Here is a 25,127-nt window from a genome sequence, read left to right on the forward strand (position 1 = left end):
AATTAAATCCTATGCTTTTCCTATGATTTTGATTTCCTCTATTATCTTAGGTGGTTTAGCGGGTCATATATTAGGGCCAAATACTCAATATTTAAAACCTTTTGGCGAAATATTTCTCAATTTGATTTTTACAGCGATTGTGCCGCTCATTTTTTTCTCTGTCTCTTCGGCTATTGCGCGCACAGGCGCATTGGGCAAATTAGGTAAGATTATTTTATCAATGACCGTGGTTTTTTTGTTTACCGGAATAATCGCGGCTGTGTATGCCCTTTTGATCGTGAAACTCTTCCCCCCAGGCCAGGGAGTTTTTTTGCATTTAGCTTCACCCGAAACCTTTTCTCCTCCTAGTTTATCAAGTCAAATGGTGAGCATTTTTTCCGTTCCCGATTTTATCAATTTGTTGTCGCACAAAAATATGTTGGCTCTAATCGTATTTTCATTGTTAGTTGGCCTGGCAGTGGCGACAGCGAATGAAAAAGGGAAAAAATTTCTTATTTTTTTACAAGCCGGTGAAGAAGTTTTTATGCGTGTTTTCTCACTCATTATGTATTACGCACCGATTGGTTTTTTTGCTTATTTTGCAGTTTTAGTGAGTGAACTTGGTCCTCAATTAATGGAAAGTTATCTACGCATTGCTATTATTTATTATATTTCTTCCATTGTTTATTTTATTGTTGCCTTTAGTTTTTATGCCTACCTGGCCGGTAAAATCGAAGGTATAAAATTATTTTGGAAAAATTTATTTTTGCCCATGGTAACCTCGATTGCGACTTGCAGTAGTGCAGCCAGTATCCCTGCTAATTTATTAGCCACCAAAAAAATGCGTGTTTCTTCGGAAATTGTCGAAACAGTCATTCCGCTTGGAGCGATTATTCATAAAGATGGCTCGGTGATTGGTGGGATGTTTAAAATCGCATTTTTATTCGGAATTTTTCATTTAGATTTTAGTGGTCCATCGGTTTTACTTATTGCCTTGGGTGTTTCATTACTCGTGGGTACCGTCATGGGTGCAATTCCTAGTGGCGGCATGCTCGGTGAATTATTAATTTTGACAGTCTATGGTTTTCCTCCTTCCGTTTTAATTGCCATTGCCGCGATTAGTATCATTATTGATCCGCTGGCTACAATGCTCAATGTGACTGGTAATTGTGTCGCGGGTATGATGACTGCTCGTTTAGTCGAAGGCAAAAAATGGTTAACTACGCGAGTAGCTTAGATTTTTTGTATTGACGATTGGCATAAAAACTAAAAGTACTCACTGAACCGGTAACCGCAAATAAAATCGGTACAAGGAAATTAAAATTGATGCCGGTGAATTCGGCGGTCAGAACGATAGCGGTGATTGGCATTTTCTGGGCTGCTGCAAGAAAAGCGGCTGCCCCAATCACGGCAAAGGCGCCGGAATGAGTTCCTGGCCAGATCAATGACCATAGACTACCGAGAACTATTGCCATTAATACGCCATTTGCCAGCGACGGTGTCAACAATCCACCCTGTGCTCCTGCCTGCAAACTGCTCCACACTATAATCACTCTAAGAATTAACAATCTTAGAGCTAGATCCAATCCCAAGTTATCAGTAAATCCAAGTTGAATGGGACCTTTGCCATTGCCTAATAACTGAGGGAAATAAATAGCCAAGATACCAATGATAATGAAATTAAGAATGCATAAAATGAGTACCCGACCATCACGAGGAGCAATTCGACGCGCTGCAGCAGTTATTTGATGAAACCAAAAGGCAGCCACGCCGAACAGAGGACCTACAATAATTGACCAGGTGATTAAAGAAAGGCTCAGTGGATAATTCGGCAGAAGATATTGCGGTTCATTGCCCAAACCAATCCAGGAAATGGCGGTAGCAACGGAAGAAGTACAAAGCGCAGGAATTACTGCCGACCAGCTAAGTGAACATAGCAGCACTTCGAGGGTAAAGACTGTGCCACCCAAAGGAACATTATAAACAGCAGCCAATCCAGCCCCCGCTCCACAAGCCACCATGATTTGTGATTCTTTAACACTTAAGCCGGTTCTGTCTACTAGCCAGCAGGCAAACGCTGCCCCAATTTCACGGGGCGCTACTTCTCGTCCCAGCGGTGAACCCAGCGCAACAGTAATAATTTGCAGTAGGGCGTTGAGAGACGTTGTCACCATCGGCATCATTGGTTTGTCCGATTTTATCGCTTTAGCAATACTAACTAAAGGTTTGCCATAACGGTAAATCGTCCACCATCCAAAACCGGCCAGAAAACCACAGAGCGTGAGAACAAAAATTCGTCTTTGCCCGGATGCAGCAGTTACCCCTTCTAGAAAGTTTTCTGGGTGCTGTAAGGTATGGGTGTACCCATAAGCGACATGTTGAATATAATGTAGTAGTAAAGCCAAAAACATTCCGGCAAGCCCCGAGACAATCCCTATACAAAGCGTGACAAAAATAAGGATGGTTAAAGAGGCTTTAGATTTTTGTGGTGATTTGGATTGTTTCACAGCGAATCTTTTTCTCCACTGAGATTGGTGGTGAGTGATTTCAACTAATAATCTTAACACTAGGCAATTCAAAAAAGCGAGCATCTGCGGGTTTGGCTTAACAAATTCCTTTATGCTTTGTGAACAGACGAATTAGGATCTGATTTCTCCTCAGGCGGTTTTACCTCATCATACAAGACCGGATTTGGAAGGAAATAAGTAAACGTGACTAAAATAAGTAAACCTACGACTATCCACCCCATCAAAAAAAAACAATCATCGAGAGCCAAGGCAGTCGCTTGTCGTTGTAGATAAAAATCTAATTGGGCTAAAGCTTGTTTTCCTTGAATATTGAAAAATTTTGCCCGTTCAAAAAATTGGGTCGTATTTTGCGAAAAGGCAGTTAAGCTGCTCCCCAAACGTTCGTGATAAAAGACCTGTCGGCGATGCCATAAAATGAGAAATAAGGAAACACCCATTCCACTTCCAAAAAGCCTTGCTGTATGGAAAAGACAAATGGCTTCGGGAATTTTTTTAGGATGAACGGTTTGAGTGCATAAACGAAAAAGAGGGGCTAAAAACACTGCCAATCCTACGCCGGTGAGAATGCGCGAAAAGGCAATGCGGTTAAAATTAATATCCGCATTAAAATAGGTAGTATAAAAACTAGAAATAGCAAGGGAAATTAAAGCCACTGTAAGGGGTAGGCGCGGATCATAGCGCATGTAATTGATGAGTATTGGTATCCAGGCTCCGAGTGCCATTGTGCCAATAATTAATGCGATCCAATTGGGAGTATAGTTGACATAAAGTTTCAACCATAAGCCTAGTAAAATGACCATTCCAAAATAAATTGAAAAAAGTAGGAATAAATTCACTATAGCCACTGAAAAGTAAAAAATTTTAAACAATTGGATATCAAGAATGGGATGTTCCGCTGACCAACTTCGCAGTATAAAAAAGATAAAACTAATGCCGCCTGCAATGGATAGAAAGGTGATGAGAGAAGAGCGAAACCAATCTAATTCTTGGCCAACTGTTAACACGGTACCAATAAAAACAACGGCGATGGTATAAAAAAAATAACCAATCTTATCAAGATGAACTTTTTCTGACCGCTGGTTATCGAATTTGCGATATCGGTAGCCTACAAAAATAATTAAAAAAAGACATAAAGGAATATTGGAATAAAAAAGAAGGCGCCAATTATGATAGTAAGCTATCCAGCCACCATAAGAAGCAGCGAGTACAGGCGCCAAAGAAAAACTAACTAATAAAAGTGATATAATAACTGCTTTCTCTTTTTCTGGAGCTAGAAGAGGAATCAGCGTGTAAGTAATTAAAATAAATAGCGGTCCAGAAGCCACGCCTTCTAGGAATCGGAATAAAACGAAATTAAAATAATCGGTTGCTATCGCACATTGCCATGAAAAAAAACACATGCAAATTAAGCAGACCACGAAAAGTTGGAGGCCGCTTAATCCTGTATGTGCTGGTTTTCCAAGAGGAACGCCAATAATATTGCCGATACAAAAAAAACTAACTGCATAAGAAGTTAGATAAGAACTACCGCCCAAATCACTGACTATATAAAGACCAGCCATGATGGGTAAAGTAAGATTAAATACAACTGCAACTAGCGATAAAACCAGGAGGTAAAGGACCATGTTCTTTTCCCTCCTAAAGCGTGTTTATTTTGCATTCTTTTATAGTCATTTTTTGCTTAGTCATTTTTTTTTTATTCTTCTTTTTTCTAGATTGGTTTTGCTGAGGCGCTTTTTTCTCATTACCATTTTTCTGCACCGCCGATTCCGGGGAAGTGTTGTCGTTAGTTCCTTTTTGTCGCAGATTAATATCTGAGATAATCAGCGGATTTCTAGCAAATTCTTGTAAATTAGGGTCGAGATTATTTTTAATGATACTTTCTATAAGCTCTTTATCTCCTTGTTCTTCCAATTGAAAAATATCGGTGGAATAACGAGGGGAATTGTTAAAGGTGGTGGGTACTAAGAGGCCATCTTGATTGGTGAGATCGGCAGTGACCTCCAGGGATAAGCCGAGGCGTAGTGGATGTTTCTTTAACTCCTCAGGATTTAAGGCGATTCGCACGGGTAATCGCTGGACAATCTTAATCCAGTTTCCTGAAAGGTTTTCAGGAGGTAGCAAGGAAAAAACGTTACCAGCACCGCCGGGTAAGCCTACAATTTTTCCATGAAAAACAACATCTCGACCGTACAGATCCGAAGTAAATGTTACTTTTTGACCGATACGCATTTTTTTAAGCTGCGTTTCTTTAAAATTGGCATTGACCCAGATTTGATCCAGAGGAATGATAGACATCAACGGTTCATTGGGTGAAACCCACATTCCCACTTGAATAGTGCGCTGAGCGACAAGCCCTTCAACAGGTGCATAGATCCTACAGCGATAAAGCTGTACCCAAGCATCGCGGACGGTTTGTGCGGCAGCTTGTACCCAGGGATGTTCTGTGATGGAGGTGCCTTGTACGAAAGCCAGCATTTTTTGATAGTTATTTTTAGTTCGTTTTAACGCCGCTTCACTGGCTTTTAAATCGTCGACTGCATGTTGATAATCCTCTAAAGAAACCCCTTTCGCGCCGATGACATCGTAACGATGTTTGAAATTTTGTTGGGCTTTTAAAAGTTCAGCTTCTTTAACCTCGATTTCGGCAGCTAGGATAAAAACATCATGAAAGGCCTGAGATACTTCCCGAACCGTTTGGGCAAGTTTCTTTTTTGCCTTTTCCAAAGCAATGATGGCATCTGTTTCATTGAGGGAGACAATGACTTGTCCTTTTTTTACCAAAAAACTATCATCGGTATAAACCCCGGTGACAAAGCCCTTACGCAGGGATTTAACATAGACTTGGTTGCCCTGTACGTAAGCGTCGTTGGTATACGCTTGAAATCGCCAAACAAATAACCAATATAAAAAAAAGAACAGCAAAACACAGAGCACTAGTAGGGCGAACAAAAAAGAGGCTGAGTGTTTTTTCTTCATAGTTTCTTCACCAGAGGAACCTCTGTTTGGCAGTAGCCTCCTCCTAACGCCTTAATTAATTTAATTGAGGCTAAATATTGGTTATAAAGTAAACTAACGTTGGCTAGTTTAGTTTCAATAACTGCTTCTTGATAGTAATACGTATCAAAGTCACTATCTAAGCCTTTTTGTTGCCTTAATTTAGTTAAGTTATAACGCCGTTCAGCATAATTAACAATCTCTGTTTGTTGCTTTTTCTGTTGGTACACATCTTGCGCAAACGCTAATACGTCGAGAACCTCTTGAGTGCTGTGTAATAACAAATTGTTATAAGCGAAAATGGCCGCATCGAATTTTGCTTTGATTACATTGACGTTAGCAGCAATGGCTCCTGCTGTAAAAATTGGCAGATGAATAGCGGGCTTAATGCCTGTTTTACCGCTACTACTATATAAGAGCTTGGTCCATCGAGTACTTTCCAAACCAATAAACCCAGTAATATTAACATCCGGATAAAACTCAGCCATTGCAGCGCCTGTTTCATAAGCTAAGGCTTTAGCGCGCCAAATTTGTGCCATTAAATCAGGTCTACGGGCTATCAGATCGACAGATAAGGTTTTAGGAATTATCAGTGCACGAGGCAAGGCTGGCAGAGAGCAATCAAGTTGAAGCGGGGTATCGGGATTTCGTCCCGCCAAAGTATTGATCAGATGCTTAGTGACAATGAGTTCAGTATCAATACTTGAGAGAAATTGTCTGGCTTCGAAAAAATTTTCTTCTGCTGAAAAGCTCGGTAAATCCGAAGTCAGGCCTTTTGAAAACACTAAATTTTGGAGCTGCAGAAGTCGCTGCCGTACCGTAAATAATTGCTGATATAATTGCTTTCTTAGCAAATTTGTCCTGTAGGCGATGTAAGCCTGAGCCATCGAAGTAGTGGTAATTAACGCAACTTGGGCCGCTTCTGCTTGAGTAGCTAGGGCTTCACCAATAGCAGCACAGAAAAGATTATGATTTTTATGCCAAAAATCGAACTCATAAGTAAAGGATAAAGTGAGATCAATGAGTGTGGCATTGCGATGAATTTTTGGGTTAAACGCTCGATACAAGCCATTTTTGCTTAAATATTGCCTAGTCATACTTGCATCAAAAAATACAAGTGGGAAAAGAAGCGAACGAGTTACTATCGCTTCCTCTTTTGCCGCGGTAATGCGACTTCTAATTTCGAGAAGAGAAGGGTTATTGACTAGGGCTTCTTCGATTAATTGATTTAATTCTGGTGAGTTAAAAATTAACCACCATCTTTTGTCTGGCCAATTCCCCTGCGAAAAGGTATTTGTTTCTGCTAAAAGCCTTGTAACGGCTCGATCCATGTTCGGAGTTGCTAGCAGATTTCTAAGCTGGGCTTGCGGGGGCAGAGAAATATTACAAGATATTAATATGCTTGTACTTAAGCAAATAAATATCCTGAACATGAGCCGCATAAGCAATTCCTTGATTGTTAGAACAAAAGGCGTTTTATAACACAGTATTTCTAACAATATACTATAAGAGAGTAACTCTAGGGATTACAACAGGTTAATGGTTCAAAAAAAAATTAGAGTTGCTGCTGCGATGGGGGTAAGAAAGATTTGGTATCTCAACTTGGGATAAAGCTAAGAATGCTAGAAATCCAGTTTCGGTCTAAAATTATAATTGGTTTTCTATCAATAAGGATTTGACGATGGTTACAAGGTTCTTCAAGTTGGGCTTACTCATTTTCCTGGCTGACTTACCCACAATGGCATTTTCAAATTTGCCTGGTGATCCTTATCGATTTGATATGAAAACTTGTGTGGAACAAAATATAGAAAATTGCCTAAAAGGAGTTTGTATTCCATCCACGCCGACAGATTGTTCGACGCAATGTAAAGTGAATGCTGTCAATAAGTGCAAGGCAATCTCACAGCAGGAGAAGTTATAGGATCAGACAAACATCAGAATTGAGAAGTTTTTCTTTTCTGTTGATTATCTCACCATAAAAAGATAAAAATGATATATTCTGACCTTTTTGCATAAGAACAAACCATGCCTGCTTATAAGGGAAAAGCACTAACAAAAACCAAGGATAAGGAAGGTGGTAAAAATCATGATGTCGTGGATGGTTTTTACTGCAATGAGGAGGGTGAAGAGTTTTTTATAAAAAAACCTCATGATATTAAAGAGTTATTTACTGAATTAGTCGCGGGTAGATTAATAGAGGAATTCAAGAAAAGAGGCTTGATTGATGAAATCTACCACGATTCTTTAATTTGCGCTGACTTGATTCAGTTTGAAGATAAGACCTATGGTCTAATACAGCCGAAAGTTTTCTTCACTGAGTTGCATAAACTTATTGGAACATCTTATTGGAATGGTTCCGATCGTGATCCGCTGTTCGAGATGTTTTTTGGCCCTCGTCGTTATCGTTTGCTAACTCGGAACGGACAGCATTTTGGACTTGCTATAGCACTGATGGTTTCACTTCTTTTGGGAGATTACAGTGTTCATAGCGGTAATATGGTCTGTTTGAATGTTGCATCGCTTGAGGATATCATTTTTACGCAATTTGCTCGTATTGATTGGGGGGCTGCGTTTCGTTATTTCGGTCATAAGAATAATCTTATCGATTTGCTGCATCCGGTTGAATATCAGGGTTTGCTCAATCCAAAGGGATATACGAAAGGCTATGTCCTCAATTACAAATTCATTCCAGGATTATTTCTAGCGATTGCTGAGCAGGCAAAACTATTTGGTAGTCGATTAAATAAAGCGCTTCTTACCGATATCGTACTGACTGTATTTGAAAAAATACCCGCTGATCTAATTACGGAAAATACAAGAAAAGATCTTGCTCAATATTTATCCATTGACTCATTCAATACAGTCAATTTTGGGGAGAAAAAATATCAGCAATTTTCGGAAGATTTTGTCGATTTATTAAGTACCAGGCTGGAAAAAATTACGGAATTGAAAGAAATTTACCCCATTAATGATACTCAACCTGCATTTAGCGAAAAGGCTCCAATTTCTCTCCGATTGCGGGCTAATTCCGCGCTAAATTTTCCTGAGCAGTTGCAAGCTTGGCAAGAAACTCTGGCAGCAACTAATGAAAAAAGCAGTTTTAATTTTAATACGATTAAATTATCCATTTTAACTCAACAATATAATGATCTTGTTTACAATTTAATAAGGCAAGCTGAGGGATTAGAGCAACTCTCTACCAATATTGATTCCAGTGAGTCCGAACCTCAGCAAACTGGGGAAGAAAGGATAGCTGTCATTTTACATCGAATATTTATGTTAAAACCCGATGCAACACCCAGCAGTGCTTCTGATGGAGAGTCTTCTAAGGATTTTAACAATAAATCTAATGCGTTAAAACTTCTGGCTTCAGTTCTTACTCTAGGTTTTGATGTAGTTGTTATTATCCGAGTAATGAGAGAGACACAAAATGCAAAACACTGGGATATCGCTACAGTTTCAGCTATTCATTTTCTAATTGATGCATTAAAAGAACGTATCCATTCTTTTCAAGTCGAATCCTTAAGGTTATCAAAAAGCGTCGAAGAGGTTTTTTTGCAAGCGTCAGCAAATTCTAAGGTTGATAAGATAAGCTATAAAACAGAGACCAATACTTTTTTCTTTAATGCCATAGTCGATAACAAATTAGAATCAGTAAGGCCTGAGGGTATTCATTATGATGTATGATTAATGGCAGAATATACTATGCTTATTAGCAGTTATTAGTTACGTATCACGGGAATTAATAATGAAAAAGAAATATGGGATGATGCTTTTTATCTTTTTAGCCTGTTTAAGTTTAGGAAGCTTTGCTGCTAGTTTATCTTTGAATAGTCCGGCATTTAGTACCCATAGTCCAATTCCTCCACAATATACCTGTAATGGTGCAGATATTTCTCCTCCTTTGTTTTGGCAATCTCCTCCTGTGAATACTCAGTCTTTTGTGTTAATTGTTGACGACCCAGATGCCCCATCAGGCGATTGGGTTCATTGGCTCATTTTCAATATCCCCGTTGATACTTGGTTACTTTCTGAGGCAACAGAGGTGCCAGCAGGGGCCGTGGTTGGAAAAAATAGTTGGGGACAAACGCGTTATCGAGGGCCTTGCCCACCCAGTGGAACTCATCATTATTTTTTTAGACTTTTTGCACTAGATACTGTGCTCAATCTAAATTCTAAGGCAGATAAGTATGAAGTATTAAAAGCAATGCAAAATCATGTTCTTGAAACAAGTGAGTTAAGTGGAGTTTATTCAAAAGAATAATTAATTATCCTTATTCTTAATCATTCTCTGTGATTATTCTTGTCCATTGGTCTTTGTTTGTTAATTTTTGATCGGCTAAAATATAGCTAGATATTTTACGAAGTGCATAGAGGTAATAAAGTTAATGGTGCTCCAAGATATGCCAGATTCTGTCAAACAATTACCTCATATTTTGCTGGTAGAAGATAACCTTATTGCATTAAAAATCGCTGAAGCACTCGTAAAACAAGCAGGTTGTTCTTATTCCTCTGCTGCTAATGGCGAATTTGCTTTGCAGCTCATCGAAGTAATGGATTTTGATTTAATCATCACTGACTTAGGTTTACCCGGTATTTCAGGCAATGAATTAACGCAAATTATTCGTGAGGGGGAAAGTGCTCTACAAAAAAAAACAGTGCCCATTGTGGGTTTGACTGCCCATACTTTGGAGGAAGAAGAACAGCGATGTTTAGAGGCTGGCATGAATAAACTAATCATAAAACCTCTTCGGTTACCCCTTCTACAAAAACTCATCAAACAATTTATTGCAATGGATCAGCAAGATAAGAAGCAAAAGAAAGGGAAATTGGATCTTGATTTACCTGAAAGTGAGGTCCAACTCTTTAGTCTTGATAATTATCCTTTACTTGATATCGATAAGGGCATTAAAAGTCTAGGTAACAAGGAAATTCTGAAAGATTTAATAGCCCTCATGTGTGCTGAAGCGATACCTGAAGATTTGCTCAGTATACAAAACGCTTACCAAGAGAAAAATTGGGAACAAATTGAAAATTTGGCCCATAAAATGAAAAGTGGGGCAATCTATTGTGGTACCGTTAAAATGCAATATGCTTGTCAATTTCTTGAGCGATATAGTAAAGCTGGACATTTTATTTTATTGGAAGAATTGTACCAACAACTTATCGGCACCGTAGAAAAAACGAAAAAATATTTAGAGCATTGGCTATCTAAGCAAAACAATTAATCCCATACTAAAAATTTCTCGATAAGTGAATCCGTGGAAGACTTTCCTTTTTTAGCAAGTTTGGAAGAGCTTTCCTCAAACGATTTTAAGGCATCTCCCAAACTCACAAAGGTGTAACCATGTTGTTTATAAAGATTAATCAGATCTGATAAAACATAGGCATTTAAAAGATTTGCATGGATTAATAAAATCTGTGCTTGTTCTGGTTTATGGGCGAGACGGTTGTGTTCCTCGGCTTTTAAAGTCTGTTGCCAGATAAAATTAAGATAGCAAGGTTTCAGAACATTAAGAAAATTACGACGCTCATTTTGTTGCACGCCTAGCAATAGTTGATTAAAAACAAAATCACGACTGTCAATTGTAATAGGAGCGACCTGATAGTTTTTGTTGGCAAGATAATCAAGAACCTTCGATTTTTTCGCCCCGCCACTCATTGCCAAGTAAGGATAACGAAAATACTTAGGCTCAGTAAGAACCGGTGTTAAGATTTTATCCGCTGCCTCAATTTCTTGAATGTAAGCGTCACTATTTACTCTATTTAAATTAGTGTGTGAAAGCGTATGGTTGCCTAATCCTAAACCTGCTTCACGAAATTTATGAAGGGTTTGCCAATTGTTTGCAGCAATTTGGCCGGCAATCACAAAGCCAGTTGCAGGTACTTCGTTTGTTTTAATGGTATTGATAATCATATCCAAATGAAAATTCTTACTTTCTCCGACGAAAGGTAAATCATCGATGGTGATTGCAATTTCTCGTTTTTGCGCAAAAGCGTTATTGATAAAGAGAAAAAAGAATAGCAGTAAAAAAAATTTCTTTAGCAAAGTAGTTCTCATTAGCCGTTAGTCAGTCAAACAATGGATTCGTTTCAAGTGTAGGAATCTAATCTCAGCAGATAATAACATATCCGCGCAGACGTTACATGTCGCTTTTCTAAGCAAATTGAGTCTTCTACCTTGGTCTACTCTCTTATTTTAAAAGTTGAAGCAGTCCTACTCTCAATGTAGATTAAAAATTAATCAATATGGTTTAAATATGTTATAATAAAGAAAATTTAGCGATTGGTTTCTCCTAAAAGATTGAGGGTTGACAACTTGGGTTTTTATCCGATGTTGCCACAGAGGTTGGAGTATTATGAACGACTTAATGACTTCGCAGATTTACGCTAGTGCTTTCTCAAAAACAGGTGATTTTCTTTATATTCTAGATACAAATGGATTCCTTATCGATTGCAACCACAATTTATTACGTTTTCTAGGTTTTTCTCATATCGAAGATAAGACCATCGGTGCGATTTACGAAATGATGCACAAGCAGGGATTGTGGACCTCCGAACAAATCGAAAAATTTCAACAACAAGATATTGATGTCATGATGTCGGGCAGAAGTAGAGTAGAAGAACAGGCGATGATTAATAACCATGGTTCTATTCTTTACTTTGAAATTTCGCGACTTCCTTTAGCGGATAAATCAGGTAATGCGCTGGGATTACTGGTTGTTTTACGTGATTTGACGAAGCAAAAACAATTAAATACCCAGTTAAGAAATATAAAATCACAGCTTCGTTATAGTAACCCCCTCGCAGTCAGTTCCCCTGAAAAAGGTACGCAAATCAACGCGTTAAAAATATTACTGATTGAAGATAATTTGGTTGCGCAAAAAGCTGAAAAAACGGTTCTAATGAGCTGTAAATGCTTAACCGATGTGGTAGCCACACCACGACAAGCTGATGAGCTTTTTAAACCTGGTAAATATGATCTTGTTTTGATGGATCTTACCTTAGAAGAGGGTGATGGTTATCAACTGACTGCTTCACTGCGAAAAAGAGAGCAGGGCAGCAATTTTAGAGTTCCAATTATTGCTTTAACCGGTCACGATCCAACCGTAGTCGGGTTTAATTGTGAGGATGCAGAAATGGATGGCATACTTCGCAAACCTTTAACGATCGAGCAAGCCAAGCAACTGATACAGCGTTTTATTCGACACATTAATGTGGATGTGAAAGGATTAAAGGAATTCAAGCAATGAGGGCTTTATTGCGAGATTGTGTATCACAACTTTCATAAGGAGCTTACGTTAGGTAAGGGCGAATTCTGTGGTCATAACAACGCAAGCCGACATGTAAGTCCTTGCAATTTTATCCTAAACCAGTATTCTAAAAGTGTCGGGCCGTTAGCTCAGTTGGTAGAGCAGGAGGCTCTTAACCTCTGTGTCATAGGTTCGAACCCTATACGGCCCATCAGTAAGAATCAATAGTTTAGTTCTAACTTACTGTGAAAAAAACCTGTCATAAATTCGTTTCCGGCGTTTTAATAAATCGACAGAGAGGTAAGAGCGTTCGTGTTAAACCCGGGGCTATTTATTCCACAAACCCCAATTCCACTAAAATACAAGGTCCTTTAGCGATCACATTTACATGATTTTTCAAACAATTTTGTATTGCAGTATCGCTTTCTGCACCGGGCTGCATCCAAATATTTTTTATGCCTTTTTTTATCGCTTGTTCAACCACTTTTTCAGTGATTGCAGGAGGCGTTATAATCGAAATACTAGCGACAGTTTCAGGTAAATCGACAATATTATTAATGCAGACTAAGCCTTCAATAAACCCTTCTTTGGGATTAACAGGATAAACTGTTTTGTAATGTTGCAAATAACAACGCAACACTTTATTACCAAATTTTTCTCTGTTCGTTGATGCACCAATAACTGCATAAGCACTGGAAGTAAAAAAACGTTCAATTTGATCCGACATACAAACATCCAAGCTGGTTCTAACTTAGGTGAGTGAGCTTCACCTTCAATTTAAAGTGTAGTCCTTTTTGCAATGGAATCCTTCGCTTTATTATTTTCTGCATTTATTTTTTACTTTGCTCAATCTAACTCATTGATAATAAACAGAATGTATTTTATAGGGGCACAGGGATTAAAAAATAATCATATGTTATATTATAATGACTATAGGTGCGTAGTGATGTCGAGGGGTAGATCGGGTGATGCAGCGATTGAAACAAACTGTTACTAGCATCGGTTAATAATTCTTTGTTGCTGATTACTCAAAAAAATAACCCCCAGAAACGCGACATAACTAATTCGCAAATCATTAAGTTTATCTTAAGAATAAAGAGATAAAATTATAGAATGAAAATGCCACATTGGAGCTTTCTGGATGGCTTATTGCAAAAAGTTTATTGATGGAATTAATCTGATTAATTTTGCTGATGAATCTGCTGAATTACTTCGTGATATATTAATTCATTATGCGATTAATGATTTAAAAACTAATTCGGAAAAAATTAAAGAAGATTTGGAACGATTACCTCTTTCAATTCCTGATAATAAATTTGCAGATGAACAGTTGAAAATTTACAGGGAAAAACAAGAGGCTCTGTTAAAGCATCTTAATAATCAAGTGGGTATTATTGCTCCCCTTGGTAGTGCTTTGAATTTTGAGCAAGAGCCAGAAATTGATATTGATAAATTTATATCTAACTTTGCTGTTTATTTCCGTAATCTCCAACATCTCTCCGATACTTTATCTGATGCTCCACCTCAAATTAAAAATTTGCAAACTCGCTTGTATATTGAAGTGCTTTTTAAGCTTGATCAGTCAGAACAAGAATCACAGTTGCAAACGCCATTTCTTGATCTCAATAAGATGATAAATAAGGCAATGAGTTTCTATGAGGCTACAACTGATGAGAAGCTGCGGATTCAAAGCCATAAACTAGTGCAAATGGCTACTTATGAATTAGTACGGCGCGAATGTGAAAAAATAACGGCGACAAATAGCATTAAACCTCGATATCGACAATATCAAGATTTTCTCAATGTGTTAACTGCGCAAATACCTGAGGTTGGTAAATCAGCTATCTTTGATAATATTAGTGATTATAGAGGTGCTGCAGGAAAATCAATCTCTGATTTACTATCTGAAGTTGAGAAGAAATTAAAGATATCACCCTCCGAAAATTGGGATAATACCAAGAAAATTAACGCGTTCATTGAAAGAAAATACCTTTTTAATAAATTAAGATTTGGTCAAGAAGATCGTCGGGAATACGCGAAAAAAGTACGGAAAAATGCAGAGAAAGATTTATTCTGGGCAAGGGGTCAAATCAGAGATATTGAGCTGTTTACAGAAAGTTCTTTAGTGGATCGTTCATTTGCTAATTTGACCGAAATAAGATATCTAAAAAGGGATAAAAAATTCAAACTACTGAATGAACAATCTGCCTATGAAATTGTATATAAAGCTAGTGATCAAAAAGTTAAACCTCAAGCTAAAAAGCGTGGTTCAAAAACTAATTCTTCCGTCGATGATAAATTAGTATTTGAAGATACTTTAAAAAAGCAAAAATTAGAAGTTGCGTTTGAGGCTGTAAGAGAAGCCAGGGGTACAGAAAGGAAAGGGAAAACACTGTTTGCAAAAGGAGACGCAACGTCTCCTTTTCAAGAGGCTTCAAAAGATAGAGCAAGTGATAAGGATACAGCTCTTGCAACAATACGAAGAGCTTTAAACAAGAACTTTGATCAGCCTGTAGTTGAAGTTTTGGATGGAATAATCAGGGTTAGTGTTTTTAGTTTCAACCAACCGACACAAAAGATTGCTGAGACCCTTCTAGGTAATATTTTACCAGCTGGTTTTGGACTCGGGGCTTACTCGATGGTTCTCCGTGCTGATTCTAGTGCAATTACCTGTCATTCTTTTACTGGAAGAACGATTTTAGATATCGAAAAGCAAGTTATTGCTTTATTTCCCCAATGCCAAGCTAGTGGGTATTTAGCCCATTTCTCTGATATCAAACGTGAAACTAAAGCGCAGGGAGAGGAATTAGTCCGTCATTTAGAGTTAACCGATCTTAGAAAAATACAATTACTATCAAGACTATTAGAGTTAAATTTAAGTGCTCCTTATCTTACTCCGCAAATTAATTTCCCCCAAGAAATAGCAAAAGCTTTTTTACAAATAAGAGATAAAAACTATCTTGCCGCTTTAGAAATTCCAGGGTTGAAAACAGCAGTAGATAATATTTTTTCACAATTGAAACCACTTACAGGTTTCGCGAAAGTTAAAAAAGAAGTTGAAGATAATGTAGAAAATAAAATTAGCCAATTAGATTTAAATAATAATGATCAAATATTATTGTGTAAGTTAGTAGAGTTGAGATTTTTTTATTCACAGCTTAAATCTAAAAAGGATTTTCCAGTCGAAATAAAAAAGGCTTTTGAAACTGAAAAACTTCAGAAAGCTTTTAATCTAGTTGGGGCTGGTAGATATTCTTCTGCTTTAAAAATGGTTGAGTTGGAAGAAGAGGTCGATGAACTCTACAAGCAAATAGCCAAGCTTAAAGAAACAGATATACCTAAGTACACTCGCTCTACTGTCGATAAAGCAAAAATACTTTCTTTGTCTGAAGGACAGCGAAAAGAAAAAATAAAACGTTTAAGAGCTGTTTTTGCATCCGACGAAGAACCAGCCGGCAAAATCGAAGGGATTACGAAAATCTTCTTGGAAGAATATCTTGAAATGTCTAAAACACTTGGACTCAGTAAAGAAGAGCAGACAAGAACAAAAGATGATCTTCATCTTATGGCTGAAGAGCTAGTTGAGCTGATGGAGCGCACAGCTAAGGGGGAACCGGCTTTAAAAAATGAGGAACAAGCCGCTTATTTTTCAGCGATAAAACAAATAGCAGAAAAGATTGCTCCTAAAAAAATAGAAGACGTTCATTTTAAAATACCTTATACCTCTAAATCGCCTCTGACGATTAAGGTTATTCATAACTTCGATGAAATCGAGGTTGAAATTGATTTAAATAATGTGAAATTACCCTATTCTCTTACTAAACCACCTGGGAAAGAAGAATTCATATTATCTTACGGCGGTAGCCGCGGGGTTATTGCTCCCTTTGAAGGTTTTGATAGTGCTTATGCTAGTCCTGGAACCAAGAAAAAACGCTTATTCACCCATCTGCGTCTACTGGGTGTGGGGCAATATGCTGCGGTTAAAGAAGTTGAAGATCTGCTGAATGGTTTGAACAAAGCGATGAAGAAAGGTTTTATTCCCACCAGCGAAAAGACCACGTTTGAAGAATCCAGCTTTCTTAATCCGCGAACAAGACCGCTTGCTTCAAGAAATGACTCGCATTATTTGGCTGAATATCATGTGGTCGAAAATCTATTGAGAGCAGAAAAAAAGGATCAGTTGGTTGAAACTGAAAAGCCGCGAACCTGGAAAGTAACGGACAAACTCAGACCAAAGGGAGCCCTCTACTCGGAAGAAGGGAGACCTATTCAATATCGCACGCTCATACCACGAGCAAAAGGGAAAACCTTTGCAGATGCCGTGAGCAAAAAATTAAACAGCTACGCTAAAAACAATATTGGCTACCATGATCCTGTGGTTCGTTCTGAGGAAGGAATATCATCTGATTTAAAAGAGATGCTTGCTCTAGCACAAGCCGTATTAGATGAGTCAATGCGTTTAGAAGATATAAATTTTACGCATAATGACATCAAACCAGAGAATTTTCTCTTCAGAAAAAACGCAGAGGGTAGTTATCAAGTCAAATATATCGACTGGGCAACCGGTGGATTTTCTCGCGAATATGAAGGTGAGAAAAAGACCGCTCCTGAAGTTTTTGCTGAAGTTTTCGGACCTGATTCGAAGTTCACCGGCAATAATGAACAATGTGCTGACGAGTCTGGACGTTTTGTTGAGATCGATATCAAAGGCCAGATTAAGTTCGGCATTAATCCAGTATTAGAAATTTTACATGGGGAGCGCAATGGCACTCTTCCTTATATCAGTCCAAAGGTTTTAGGAGTTGACAGAAAGCGTAGATCGATTGAAGGAAGAGATCCAAGCTACAATACTTCTTTAAATGCCGGCGATACCTCTCTGGATGATTGGGCTTTAACGGCAATGACCTTTGGTATTTGTAATCGCCAAGCCTATTTTGCTTTAGTGAAAGGACGTGCAGTCAACGATTACATAGTACCTGGTATTTTAGAAGCTGACGATCAAAAGCCTCTAGGGCTAAAAGTTGTCAGTATTAAAGACTTTAACCAATTTTTTGCTTGCGGTGCTGATGTCGCTAGTGATGAAAATCTAGCTAGTCAGGAGTTTTACAATCAGTTAAACGCCGTCATGTATATTCCCTCGAATCAAAGAGAGGGAGAGCCTATGCATTTGTATCGCCGATTGATAGCGTTGCAAGAACAATTAAAGAAAAAAATGACGGAGGCGAGTAGTCCCGAAGCAGAGCTGGTTAAGAATATTGAGGGAATCCTTTCAACAGTACATGATGCAGTTGCTAGCGGTGATGGTCTTAAAAAATCTCAGCTAAAAGAGCAGTTTAATTTAGCGCAACGGTGCTTACAAGATTACGACAAATTACAGGATAAATCTTATCAAAAATCTCAGAAAGATATTGATATTCTCAATAACTTGATTAATCAATATGAGGAAGAAAAAGAAAGAAAAGAAGAGAAAAAAGGAAAAGAACTTTCATTTTATGATCTGCTAAAGCGACCACAAGACAAAAGTTTATTGGAAATTTTATGTACTTTTCCCAATACCAGAAAACAGAAAAAAGTAGCTGTTGAAATCTTAACTAAAGTCATTGATCAAAGTGATTTTACAGATAATTTTCTGAATGAAGGGACTTCTGGAAGCGCTTTATTAATAGAATGTATAGCAGGTGAGCAAGATGAAATTCTTGTCGCCCTCTTATCTAAAATTACTGAAAAAAATCCCTTGTTTATTCAGTATGTCGAGCAACATGCTTTATTGCATTATGCTGCTGATCAAGGACTGAATTCAGTCTTTACCAAACTCATTGAAACCTTACAAACTGCTGGCGCATCGGAAGACAAAATATTTGAATTATTACTCAACGAATATGGACCTGGATCAAATCGTAAAAAGGGTGCTCCTTATATAAAATGGGCGACTAGTTGCTTAGATATTATTATACGGAATAATAATCCTCCTCAATTAGAAGCAATTCTAAAAATAATGCCAGCTGATGTGGAAGAGAAAGCGATTCAGCGCGCTCTTCACCTGTGTGCAGCCTTGGGAAATAAAGCATTTTTTGATGAAATTATTAAGCAATATAACGACTTAAACCCAGATAAAAAGTTAGGTGTTAATGAAATCATAGGAATGAAATTTCCACCCGATGATCTATCGCCCTATCATCTTTTTTTACGCGATGCAGCGACTTCTTATGTCATTGATGAATTAGCAGTTGAACCTAAACTTGCTCACGAATTTCTAGCAATCGAGTCGGAATTACTCAGTCCAATTCCCACAACAATTGCTGCAGAAAATGGCAATTTTTCAGCGATTACAAAGTTAGTTCAGCTCGCTAGTAAACTTGAATTGTCAGGCCCAGAATGGGTGAAATTTTTTACTCAAAGCGATGAGCATGGAAAAACTGTACTGAATTATATTTTAGAAAAAGGGCAGCTTGAGTATCTGACCACCTATATTGCAACGATTAAAGAAATTTGTCCGCAGGATAGCGCAACTATTTTGGTTCATTTACTGAGTAACACAGATCCTGTTAATCCACTAAAAAATTATTTAAATACTAAAGCAGTGAATCCCTCTCAGCAATTTGACATTGTTAAGCTATTGTTGGATTCCATTTGCGATAATTACAAAGACGCTTCCGAAGAACAGCAACGCGCACGAATAGTCGCTCTCCTAGTCAATCGGGAGTGGTTTATTACTCAAGCTCAAAGTTCAATTTATCACGATCAGCTTCGTGATTTACTACAAAATTCAGCCTTATCCTTTTCGGCCAAGAAATTTCTTTTCGACAAACTAAACGATGCCGCACCGCACGATTCCGCCGCAAAACTATTTTACGAGAAATTACTTGGCGAAGTTAATTTGCAGGCCCAAGAAGTAGGCAAAGAACCAATACAAGTCGATTTTCCTCAAGTAATGGTAGACCTTGCCAAACAAACTAGCGATGTGAGTGCTTTGATCAGGGCGTTAGTAGACGATCATAGGCTTGAAAATGAGATTAAAGAATACGAAAAAGCGAAAGAAGCCATTGAGAAAGAATTACATCATTTAAAGGAAGACTACGATGGGCTTAATGAGCAGAAAGAGTTATCAGAAAAACGAGCACAGGATGCGGAAGAAAAATTAATCAAGACGAAAGAAGAGCATGAAGTAGCACGCGAGTTTTTACAAAAACAATTAGACGTGAAGCAGGAAGAGTTTTTAGGCGAGCGCGAAGGGAATAGTCAACTTGCGGAACAAATTAACCAACTTAAAGCTGAACAACTTAAGGCTAAAGAAGCGAATGAAGCGGAGTTAAAACGCCTAGGCGAAGATTATGAAGAGAAATTATCTAAGCAGCAAGCCTTGTTAGAAAAGCAAACGGAACAAGCAGCAGAGATTTTATCCGCAGCGAAAGAAGAGCATGAAGTAGCACGCGAACTTTTACAAAAAGAATTAGACGCGAAGCAGAAAGAGTTTTTAGGCGAGCATGAAGAAAACAGTCAACTTGCGGAACAAATTAACCAACTTAAAGCCGAACAACTTAAGGCCAAAGAAGCGAATGAAGCGGAGTTAAAACGCCTAGGCGAAGACTATGATAAGAAATTGTCTAAGCAGCAAGAGCTATCAGAAAAACGAGTCCAGGATGCGGAAGAAAGGTTAGTCAAGGCGAAAGAAGAGCATGAAGTAGCACGCGAACTTTTACAAAAAGAATTAGACGCGAAGCAGGAAGAGTTTTTAGGCGAGCACGAAGAAAACAGTCAACTTGCGGAAGAAATTAACCGACTTAAAGCAGAACAACTTAAGGCTAAAGAAGCGAATGAAGCGGAGTTAAAACGCCTAGGCGAAGATTATGATAAGAAATTATCTAAGCAGCAAGAGCTATCAGAAAAACGAGTCCAGGATGCAGAAGAAAGGTTAGTCAAGGCGAAAGAAGAGCATGAAGTAGCACGCGAACTTTTACAAAAACAATTAGACGTGAAGCAGGAAGAGTTTTTAGGCGAGCAAGAAGGAAACAGTCAACTTGCGGAAGAAATTAACCAACTTAAAGCAGAACAACTTAAGGCCAAAGAAGCGAATGAAGCGGAGTTAAAACGTCTAGGCGAAGACTATGAAGAGAAATTATCTAAGCAGCAAGCCTTGTTAGAAAAGCAAACGGAACAAGCAGCAGAGATTTTATCAGCAGCGATTAAGTTGCATGAATCAGAGCAAGCTCAGCTTGAAAAAGAGCTGGAAGAGTCTAAGAAGCTACTGGCCTCCGAGCAAGGAGAAAAGAGCGAGCTAACACTTAAAGTGAAAGCGATAGAAGAAGAACTGCAAAAAGCGAACCTATTGGGTGAGCAAGCGATCGAAGACTTAAGCAAGAAGCATGAAGCGAAGGTTTCTGCGCTAGAAGAATTATTGAAAAAACAAACAGAGGATTCAGAAAAAGCGTTAGCTGGCGCCAAAGAAAAGCATGAATCAGAGCAAGCTCAGCTTGAAAAAGAGCTGGAAGAGTCTAAGAAGCTACTGGCCTCCGAGCAAGGAGAAAAGAGCGAGCTAACACTTAAAGTGAAAGCGATAGAAGAAGAACTGCAAAAAGCGAACCTATCGGGTGAGCAAGCGATCGAAGACTTAAGCAAAAAGCATGAAGCGAAGGTTTCTGCGCTAGAAGAATTATTGAAAAAACAAACAGAAGATTCAGAAAAAGCGTTAGCTGGCGCCAAAGAAAAGCATGAATCAGAGCAAGCTCATCTTGAAAAAGAGCTGGAAGAGTCTAAGAAGCTACTGGCCTCCGAGCAAGGAGAAAAGAGCGAGCTAACACTTAAAGTGAAAGCGATAGAAGAAGAACTGCAAAAAGCGAACCTATTGGGTGAGCAAGCGATCGAAGACTTAAGCAAGAAGCATGAAGCGAAGGTTTCTGCGCTAGAAGAATTATTGAAAAAACAAACAGAAGATTCAGAAAAAGCGTTAGCTGGCGCCAAAGAAAAGCATGAATCACTGCAAGTGGGTCTTGAAAAAGAGCTGGAAGAGTCTAAGAGGCTATTGGCCTCCGAGCAAGGAGAAAAGAGCGAGCTAACACTTAAAGTGAAAGCGATAGAAGAAGAACTGCAAAAAGCGAACCTATTGGGTGAGCAAGCGATCGAAGACTTAAGCAAGAAGCATGAAGCGAAGGTTTCTGCGCTAGAAGAATTATTGAAAAAACAAACAGAAGATTCAGAAAAAGCGTTAGCTGGCGCCAAAGAAAAGCATGAATCAGAGCAAGCTCAGCTTGGAAAAGAGCTGGAAGAGTCTAAGAAACTACTGGCCTCCGAGCAAGGAGAAAAGAGCGAGCTAACACTTAAAGTGAAAGCGATAGAAGAAGAACTGCAAAAAGCGAACCTATTGGGTGAGCAAGCGATCGAAGACTTAAGCAAGAAGCATGAAGCGAAGGTTTCTGCGCTAGAAGAATTATTGAAAAAACAAACAGAAGATTCAGAAAAAGCGTTCACTGACGCCAAAGAAAAGCATGAATCAGAGCAAGCTCAGCTTGAAAAAGAGCTCGAAGAGTCTAAGAAACTACTGGCCTCCGAGCAAGGAGAAAAGAGCGAGTTAGGGCTTAAAGTCAAAGAGATAAAAGAAGAGCTGCAAAAAGGGAAAGTATCGGGTGAGCAAGCGCTCGAAGAATTAAGCAAGAAGCATGAAGCGAAGGTTTCTGCACTGCAAGAATTATTGAAAAAACAAGCAGAGGATTCAGCAAAAGCGTTCACTGACGCCAAAGAAAAGCATGGGTCTGAACTAAATCATTTACACGAAGCTTTTAAAGAAAAAGAAAGTTTTTTTGGGGATTCAAACAAAAGGTTAAACGAAGAATCGGAAAAAATACGTGGTGAAGTAGATACTCTAAAAGAAGCGCTAATAATAGCTAATGAGAAACGAGCAATTAAAGCTATAAATTATAAACTTAAAGATAGCAATGATTTTGCGCTGTTAAAGGATATTGCTAAAGCTCAAGGCAATGATGATCTGCTCCATATAGGTTTGAAAGAAAAACATGTGGGCGCTTTAAAGTCAGAATTTGCTTTCAAGAAAATTGTAGCTGTCGCCAACGAACGTTTAGATACTTTGGGCGAGATAGCATTTAAAGCTTTGATAAAAGAGGTTAAGAAATCTGGCGATATTCATCTGCTAAATGAGATAGTTAATGTTGCAGAAAGAGATGAGGCAACCAATACTGATTTATTAGGCCTAGGTTTAAATGACGATAATGTTGCCGCTTTACGAGGTAAGGCTTATCTGGCAATTGCTGTGGTAGCTAACGAGAAATTAGATATTTTAGATGAAGAAGCGCGGAATGTACTTATAAGGGATGTAGAAAAGCGTGCGGATTTAGATTTCTTGCGTGCCTTTTCGCACGTTACTAGTAATCAAGATTTAATTGATATCACCAGGCTAGATGCCTATTACGTAGATGCATTGCGAAGTCTTGATTTTTATCAAGAACTTGCCGAAATAGCAGCGCAACGTATAGACGAAGATAGGCAAACATACAATTATCTAAAAGCAACCATTGAAACAACCGATGATCAAGGTTTATTACATAGCGTCATTCGTGCTCAAAGCAATGCAGATTTAAAGATAGGTTTGGAACCTAGAGACGTAGACTCATTGGTTGGCGAGGATACCTATTACTATCTTGCTGAATTAGCTGAAAAACGTCTGGATTATCTAAAGAGTGAAGAGGTAAGGCGTATTCAAGAATCGGTAGTTGTGAACAATCCTTACCGTGAAGCTCAAGCAAAAGCTGTAACTGCTTTAATAGAGGTGATTGCAAGATCTAAAGACGATGAAATGCTCAACAAAATTTCCAATGCTGTCGCTAGTGAGGATTTAGAAGATGCAGGACTTGATCGGAAGTTGGTCAGACGTGTGTTTGAAGATGCTGCACTCTTAGAGCTCACTGGTGCAGCAGAAGAAAGACTTGAAAAATTAAAAGAACGCAGAGAAGCACGTAAAGTACTGTTTTTGGATCCTGCACAATATCATGCCACTTTAACTAAAAATGATAAAACGAAAAAACTAAAGGATGCTGAAACCAACCTCCTAGAGATCATTGGGCTTGATAAAGACATTCAAGAAGATTTAAGAACCTTAGCAGGCTTGTCTCCTATACATTTTTTTAATCCAGGATTTCAGGCTGAAGCTCAAAAGCATGCTGACGAATTAGGTACTCATTACGAGAATTTGGCTAAAAATTGTACTTCTCTTGTTGAATACCTTAAAATCTTGCGAGCTGATTTAAGGGATCAATTAGTGAGTTTGCCAACTGATTCGGAAATGGCCCATTTACCGAACAGTTCTGATCACAAAATCGCCCTCAAAACCCGTCGACAAATAATAGGTAGAGTCTTAGCAAAAATACAACCCGAGTTAGCTCTTCATGAGCCTCTGCAAAAGCTATTTCATGGCGATCGAAAAGCAACCAATTCCCTTTTGCAGCAAGGTCTTGTAGAGACAATAAACCAGGCTAGGTCAGGTCGGTTTAATCTTAACTTCCTTGGTTTCTCGAGTGATTATGATAATTTCGGTATGGAAGATAAAAGTACTTTCTTTAGAAGGGATTATGTACCTAAGGGAACAGGTCAGAGAAATCTTTCTTTGGTCGGACAGAGAACCTTAAATTATCAGATTGTCCATTCATTAAGACCTGGTCAGGGGCGAATACACACTATTAATCCCGATAAACCAAAAGTTACTGGAACCTACATTGAGGAACAGCAAGCTAGTTTTGCGATGAGTGATCATAGAAAACCAGATCGTATTGCACAGCCACCAAAAGTGAAATTTACAATAACTAAGTTTCCAGAAGGTGATGAAAGTGATCCTGCTGTGGTAGCTGCTCGTGTTCAATTTGCTATTGGCATGGCCAGTGAGATGTTAGCTCGCTATGATGCTCCTCCTTCAGCAAAAAATCCTGTAGGTCTAGAGTCCGGTACTCCCTTGCAGCAAAAATATGTAGGGACGGCGTTGCTTTTGCTTGGTCAGGAAGTACCTTATATGAAATTTGATCATCGCGCGATTGCCGTCTCTGACCCTACAATTTTTGATCCCGAACGTGAAGTGGTACGAGGATTTTTTGGTGGGTATAGTTTTTCTGATAAATCCTTTTATGCCACCCATTTTAAAGCTCAACCAGCGCTTAAAACTTATCTTAACGGAGTCAAAGAAACGATGACCGATAAGTATGGTCATCAGAAAACAAGAGAAAAAGTGAAGGGAGTATTGGAAAAAGTGGATCAGACCTTTTTTAAACCTGAGTCAAAACGAACAGTCGAAAAGGTTGAAAAAGCATTAGGTAAGCCTCCTCGTGTGCCTTAAATGTATTGGGTGATTGGTTGGATCAGTACCCCCTAAAAC

Annotated in this window: 13 protein-coding genes and 1 tRNA gene; 8 read left to right on the forward strand and 6 right to left on the reverse strand. The window is 38.5% G+C overall.

The features are described from left to right. The first annotated feature begins 22 nt into the window (after positions 1-22). Positions 23-1,216 carry a dicarboxylate/amino acid:cation symporter gene (locus Ldro_RS05775; RefSeq protein WP_058496074.1) on the forward strand — a complete coding sequence of 398 codons (1,194 nt, stop codon included), beginning with the start codon at positions 23-25 and terminating at the stop codon, positions 1,214-1,216. Here the strand turns inward: Ldro_RS05775 and Ldro_RS05780 are convergent. The 4 genes from Ldro_RS05780 to Ldro_RS05795 form a co-directional block, all read right to left on the reverse strand. After that, on the reverse strand, positions 1,200-2,486 hold the full coding sequence (locus tag Ldro_RS05780) for a chloride channel protein (RefSeq protein WP_238583978.1): 1,287 nt from the start codon (positions 2,484-2,486) through the stop codon (positions 1,200-1,202). The genes Ldro_RS05775 and Ldro_RS05780 overlap by 17 nt on opposite strands. Positions 2,487-2,596: 110 nt before the next feature. Next, positions 2,597-4,132: an MFS transporter gene (locus Ldro_RS05785; protein WP_058495457.1), complete on the reverse strand. Its 1,536-nt coding sequence runs from the start codon at positions 4,130-4,132 to the stop codon at positions 2,597-2,599. A 13-nt stretch (positions 4,133-4,145) separates the two neighbouring features. Further along, positions 4,146-5,486, reverse strand: coding sequence for an HlyD/EmrA/EmrK family protein (locus Ldro_RS05790; protein WP_083497904.1), 1,341 nt, complete (start codon positions 5,484-5,486; stop codon positions 4,146-4,148). After that, positions 5,483-6,946 (reverse strand): efflux transporter outer membrane subunit, encoded by a 1,464-nt coding sequence (locus Ldro_RS05795; protein ID WP_058495458.1) that lies wholly within the window; start codon positions 6,944-6,946, stop codon positions 5,483-5,485. The genes Ldro_RS05790 and Ldro_RS05795 overlap by 4 nt, the downstream gene beginning before the upstream one ends. 239 nt (positions 6,947-7,185) lie before the next feature. Between Ldro_RS05795 and Ldro_RS05800 the strand changes: the two genes are divergently transcribed. From Ldro_RS05800 to Ldro_RS05815, 4 genes are all read left to right on the forward strand, one after another. After that, complete coding sequence (locus tag Ldro_RS05800; RefSeq protein WP_058495459.1) at positions 7,186-7,425, forward strand: hypothetical protein; 240 nt, start codon at positions 7,186-7,188, stop codon at positions 7,423-7,425. 104 nt (positions 7,426-7,529) lie between these two features. Then, on the forward strand, positions 7,530-9,191 hold the full coding sequence (locus Ldro_RS05805; RefSeq protein ID WP_058495460.1) for a hypothetical protein: 1,662 nt from the start codon (positions 7,530-7,532) through the stop codon (positions 9,189-9,191). Positions 9,192-9,252: 61 nt separating this feature from the next. Further along, a complete protein-coding gene (locus tag Ldro_RS05810; RefSeq protein ID WP_083497905.1) occupies positions 9,253-9,768 on the forward strand; it encodes a YbhB/YbcL family Raf kinase inhibitor-like protein in 516 nt (171 codons plus the stop codon). 139 nt (positions 9,769-9,907) lie between these two features. Beyond that, positions 9,908-10,732, forward strand: a complete 825-nt coding sequence (locus Ldro_RS05815; protein ID WP_162263969.1) for a response regulator — start codon at positions 9,908-9,910, stop codon at positions 10,730-10,732. On the opposite strand, the gene Ldro_RS05820 is transcribed toward Ldro_RS05815, so the two are convergent. Then, positions 10,729-11,565 (reverse strand): polysaccharide deacetylase family protein, encoded by an 837-nt coding sequence (locus Ldro_RS05820; RefSeq protein ID WP_058495462.1) that lies wholly within the window; start codon positions 11,563-11,565, stop codon positions 10,729-10,731. The two genes, Ldro_RS05815 and Ldro_RS05820, sit on opposite strands and share 4 nt — an antisense overlap. A gap of 298 nt (positions 11,566-11,863) precedes the next feature. Here Ldro_RS05820 and Ldro_RS05825 point away from each other — a divergent pair, with 298 nt between their 5' ends. Beyond that, on the forward strand, positions 11,864-12,757 hold the full coding sequence (locus tag Ldro_RS05825) for a response regulator (RefSeq protein ID WP_058495463.1): 894 nt from the start codon (positions 11,864-11,866) through the stop codon (positions 12,755-12,757). Positions 12,758-12,895: 138 nt separating this feature from the next. Then, positions 12,896-12,968: transfer RNA gene (locus Ldro_RS05830), tRNA-Lys, on the forward strand. Between the two features lie 120 nt (positions 12,969-13,088). Here the strand turns inward: Ldro_RS05830 and Ldro_RS05835 are convergent. Continuing rightward, a complete protein-coding gene (locus Ldro_RS05835; RefSeq protein WP_058495464.1) occupies positions 13,089-13,484 on the reverse strand; it encodes a CoA-binding protein in 396 nt (131 codons plus the stop codon). Positions 13,485-13,898: 414 nt separating this feature from the next. Here Ldro_RS05835 and Ldro_RS05840 point away from each other — a divergent pair, with 414 nt between their 5' ends. Beyond that, positions 13,899-25,088 carry a hypothetical protein gene (locus Ldro_RS05840; RefSeq protein WP_058495465.1) on the forward strand — a complete coding sequence of 3,730 codons (11,190 nt, stop codon included), beginning with the start codon at positions 13,899-13,901 and terminating at the stop codon, positions 25,086-25,088. Positions 25,089-25,127 lie beyond the last annotated feature (39 nt).

Source organism: Legionella drozanskii LLAP-1 (assembly GCF_001467585.1).
Taxonomy (GTDB): domain Bacteria; phylum Pseudomonadota; class Gammaproteobacteria; order Legionellales; family Legionellaceae; genus Tatlockia; species Tatlockia drozanskii.

Coding starts and splice junctions, on each gene's coding strand:
- Ldro_RS05815 (WP_162263969.1), top strand. CDS start 9,908: ATGCCAGATTCTGTCAAACAATTACCTCATATTTTGCTGGTAGAAGAT.
- Ldro_RS05825 (WP_058495463.1), top strand. CDS start 11,864: ATGAACGACTTAATGACTTCGCAGATTTACGCTAGTGCTTTCTCAAAA.
- Ldro_RS05835 (WP_058495464.1), bottom strand. CDS start 13,484: ATGTCGGATCAAATTGAACGTTTTTTTACTTCCAGTGCTTATGCAGTT.
- Ldro_RS05800 (WP_058495459.1), top strand. CDS start 7,186: ATGGTTACAAGGTTCTTCAAGTTGGGCTTACTCATTTTCCTGGCTGAC.
- Ldro_RS05820 (WP_058495462.1), bottom strand. CDS start 11,565: ATGAGAACTACTTTGCTAAAGAAATTTTTTTTACTGCTATTCTTTTTT.
- Ldro_RS05775 (WP_058496074.1), top strand. CDS start 23: ATGATTTTGATTTCCTCTATTATCTTAGGTGGTTTAGCGGGTCATATA.
- Ldro_RS05840 (WP_058495465.1), top strand. CDS start 13,899: ATGGCTTATTGCAAAAAGTTTATTGATGGAATTAATCTGATTAATTTT.
- Ldro_RS05785 (WP_058495457.1), bottom strand. CDS start 4,132: ATGGTCCTTTACCTCCTGGTTTTATCGCTAGTTGCAGTTGTATTTAAT.
- Ldro_RS05805 (WP_058495460.1), top strand. CDS start 7,530: ATGCCTGCTTATAAGGGAAAAGCACTAACAAAAACCAAGGATAAGGAA.
- Ldro_RS05790 (WP_083497904.1), bottom strand. CDS start 5,486: ATGAAGAAAAAACACTCAGCCTCTTTTTTGTTCGCCCTACTAGTGCTC.
- Ldro_RS05795 (WP_058495458.1), bottom strand. CDS start 6,946: ATGCGGCTCATGTTCAGGATATTTATTTGCTTAAGTACAAGCATATTA.
- Ldro_RS05810 (WP_083497905.1), top strand. CDS start 9,253: ATGAAAAAGAAATATGGGATGATGCTTTTTATCTTTTTAGCCTGTTTA.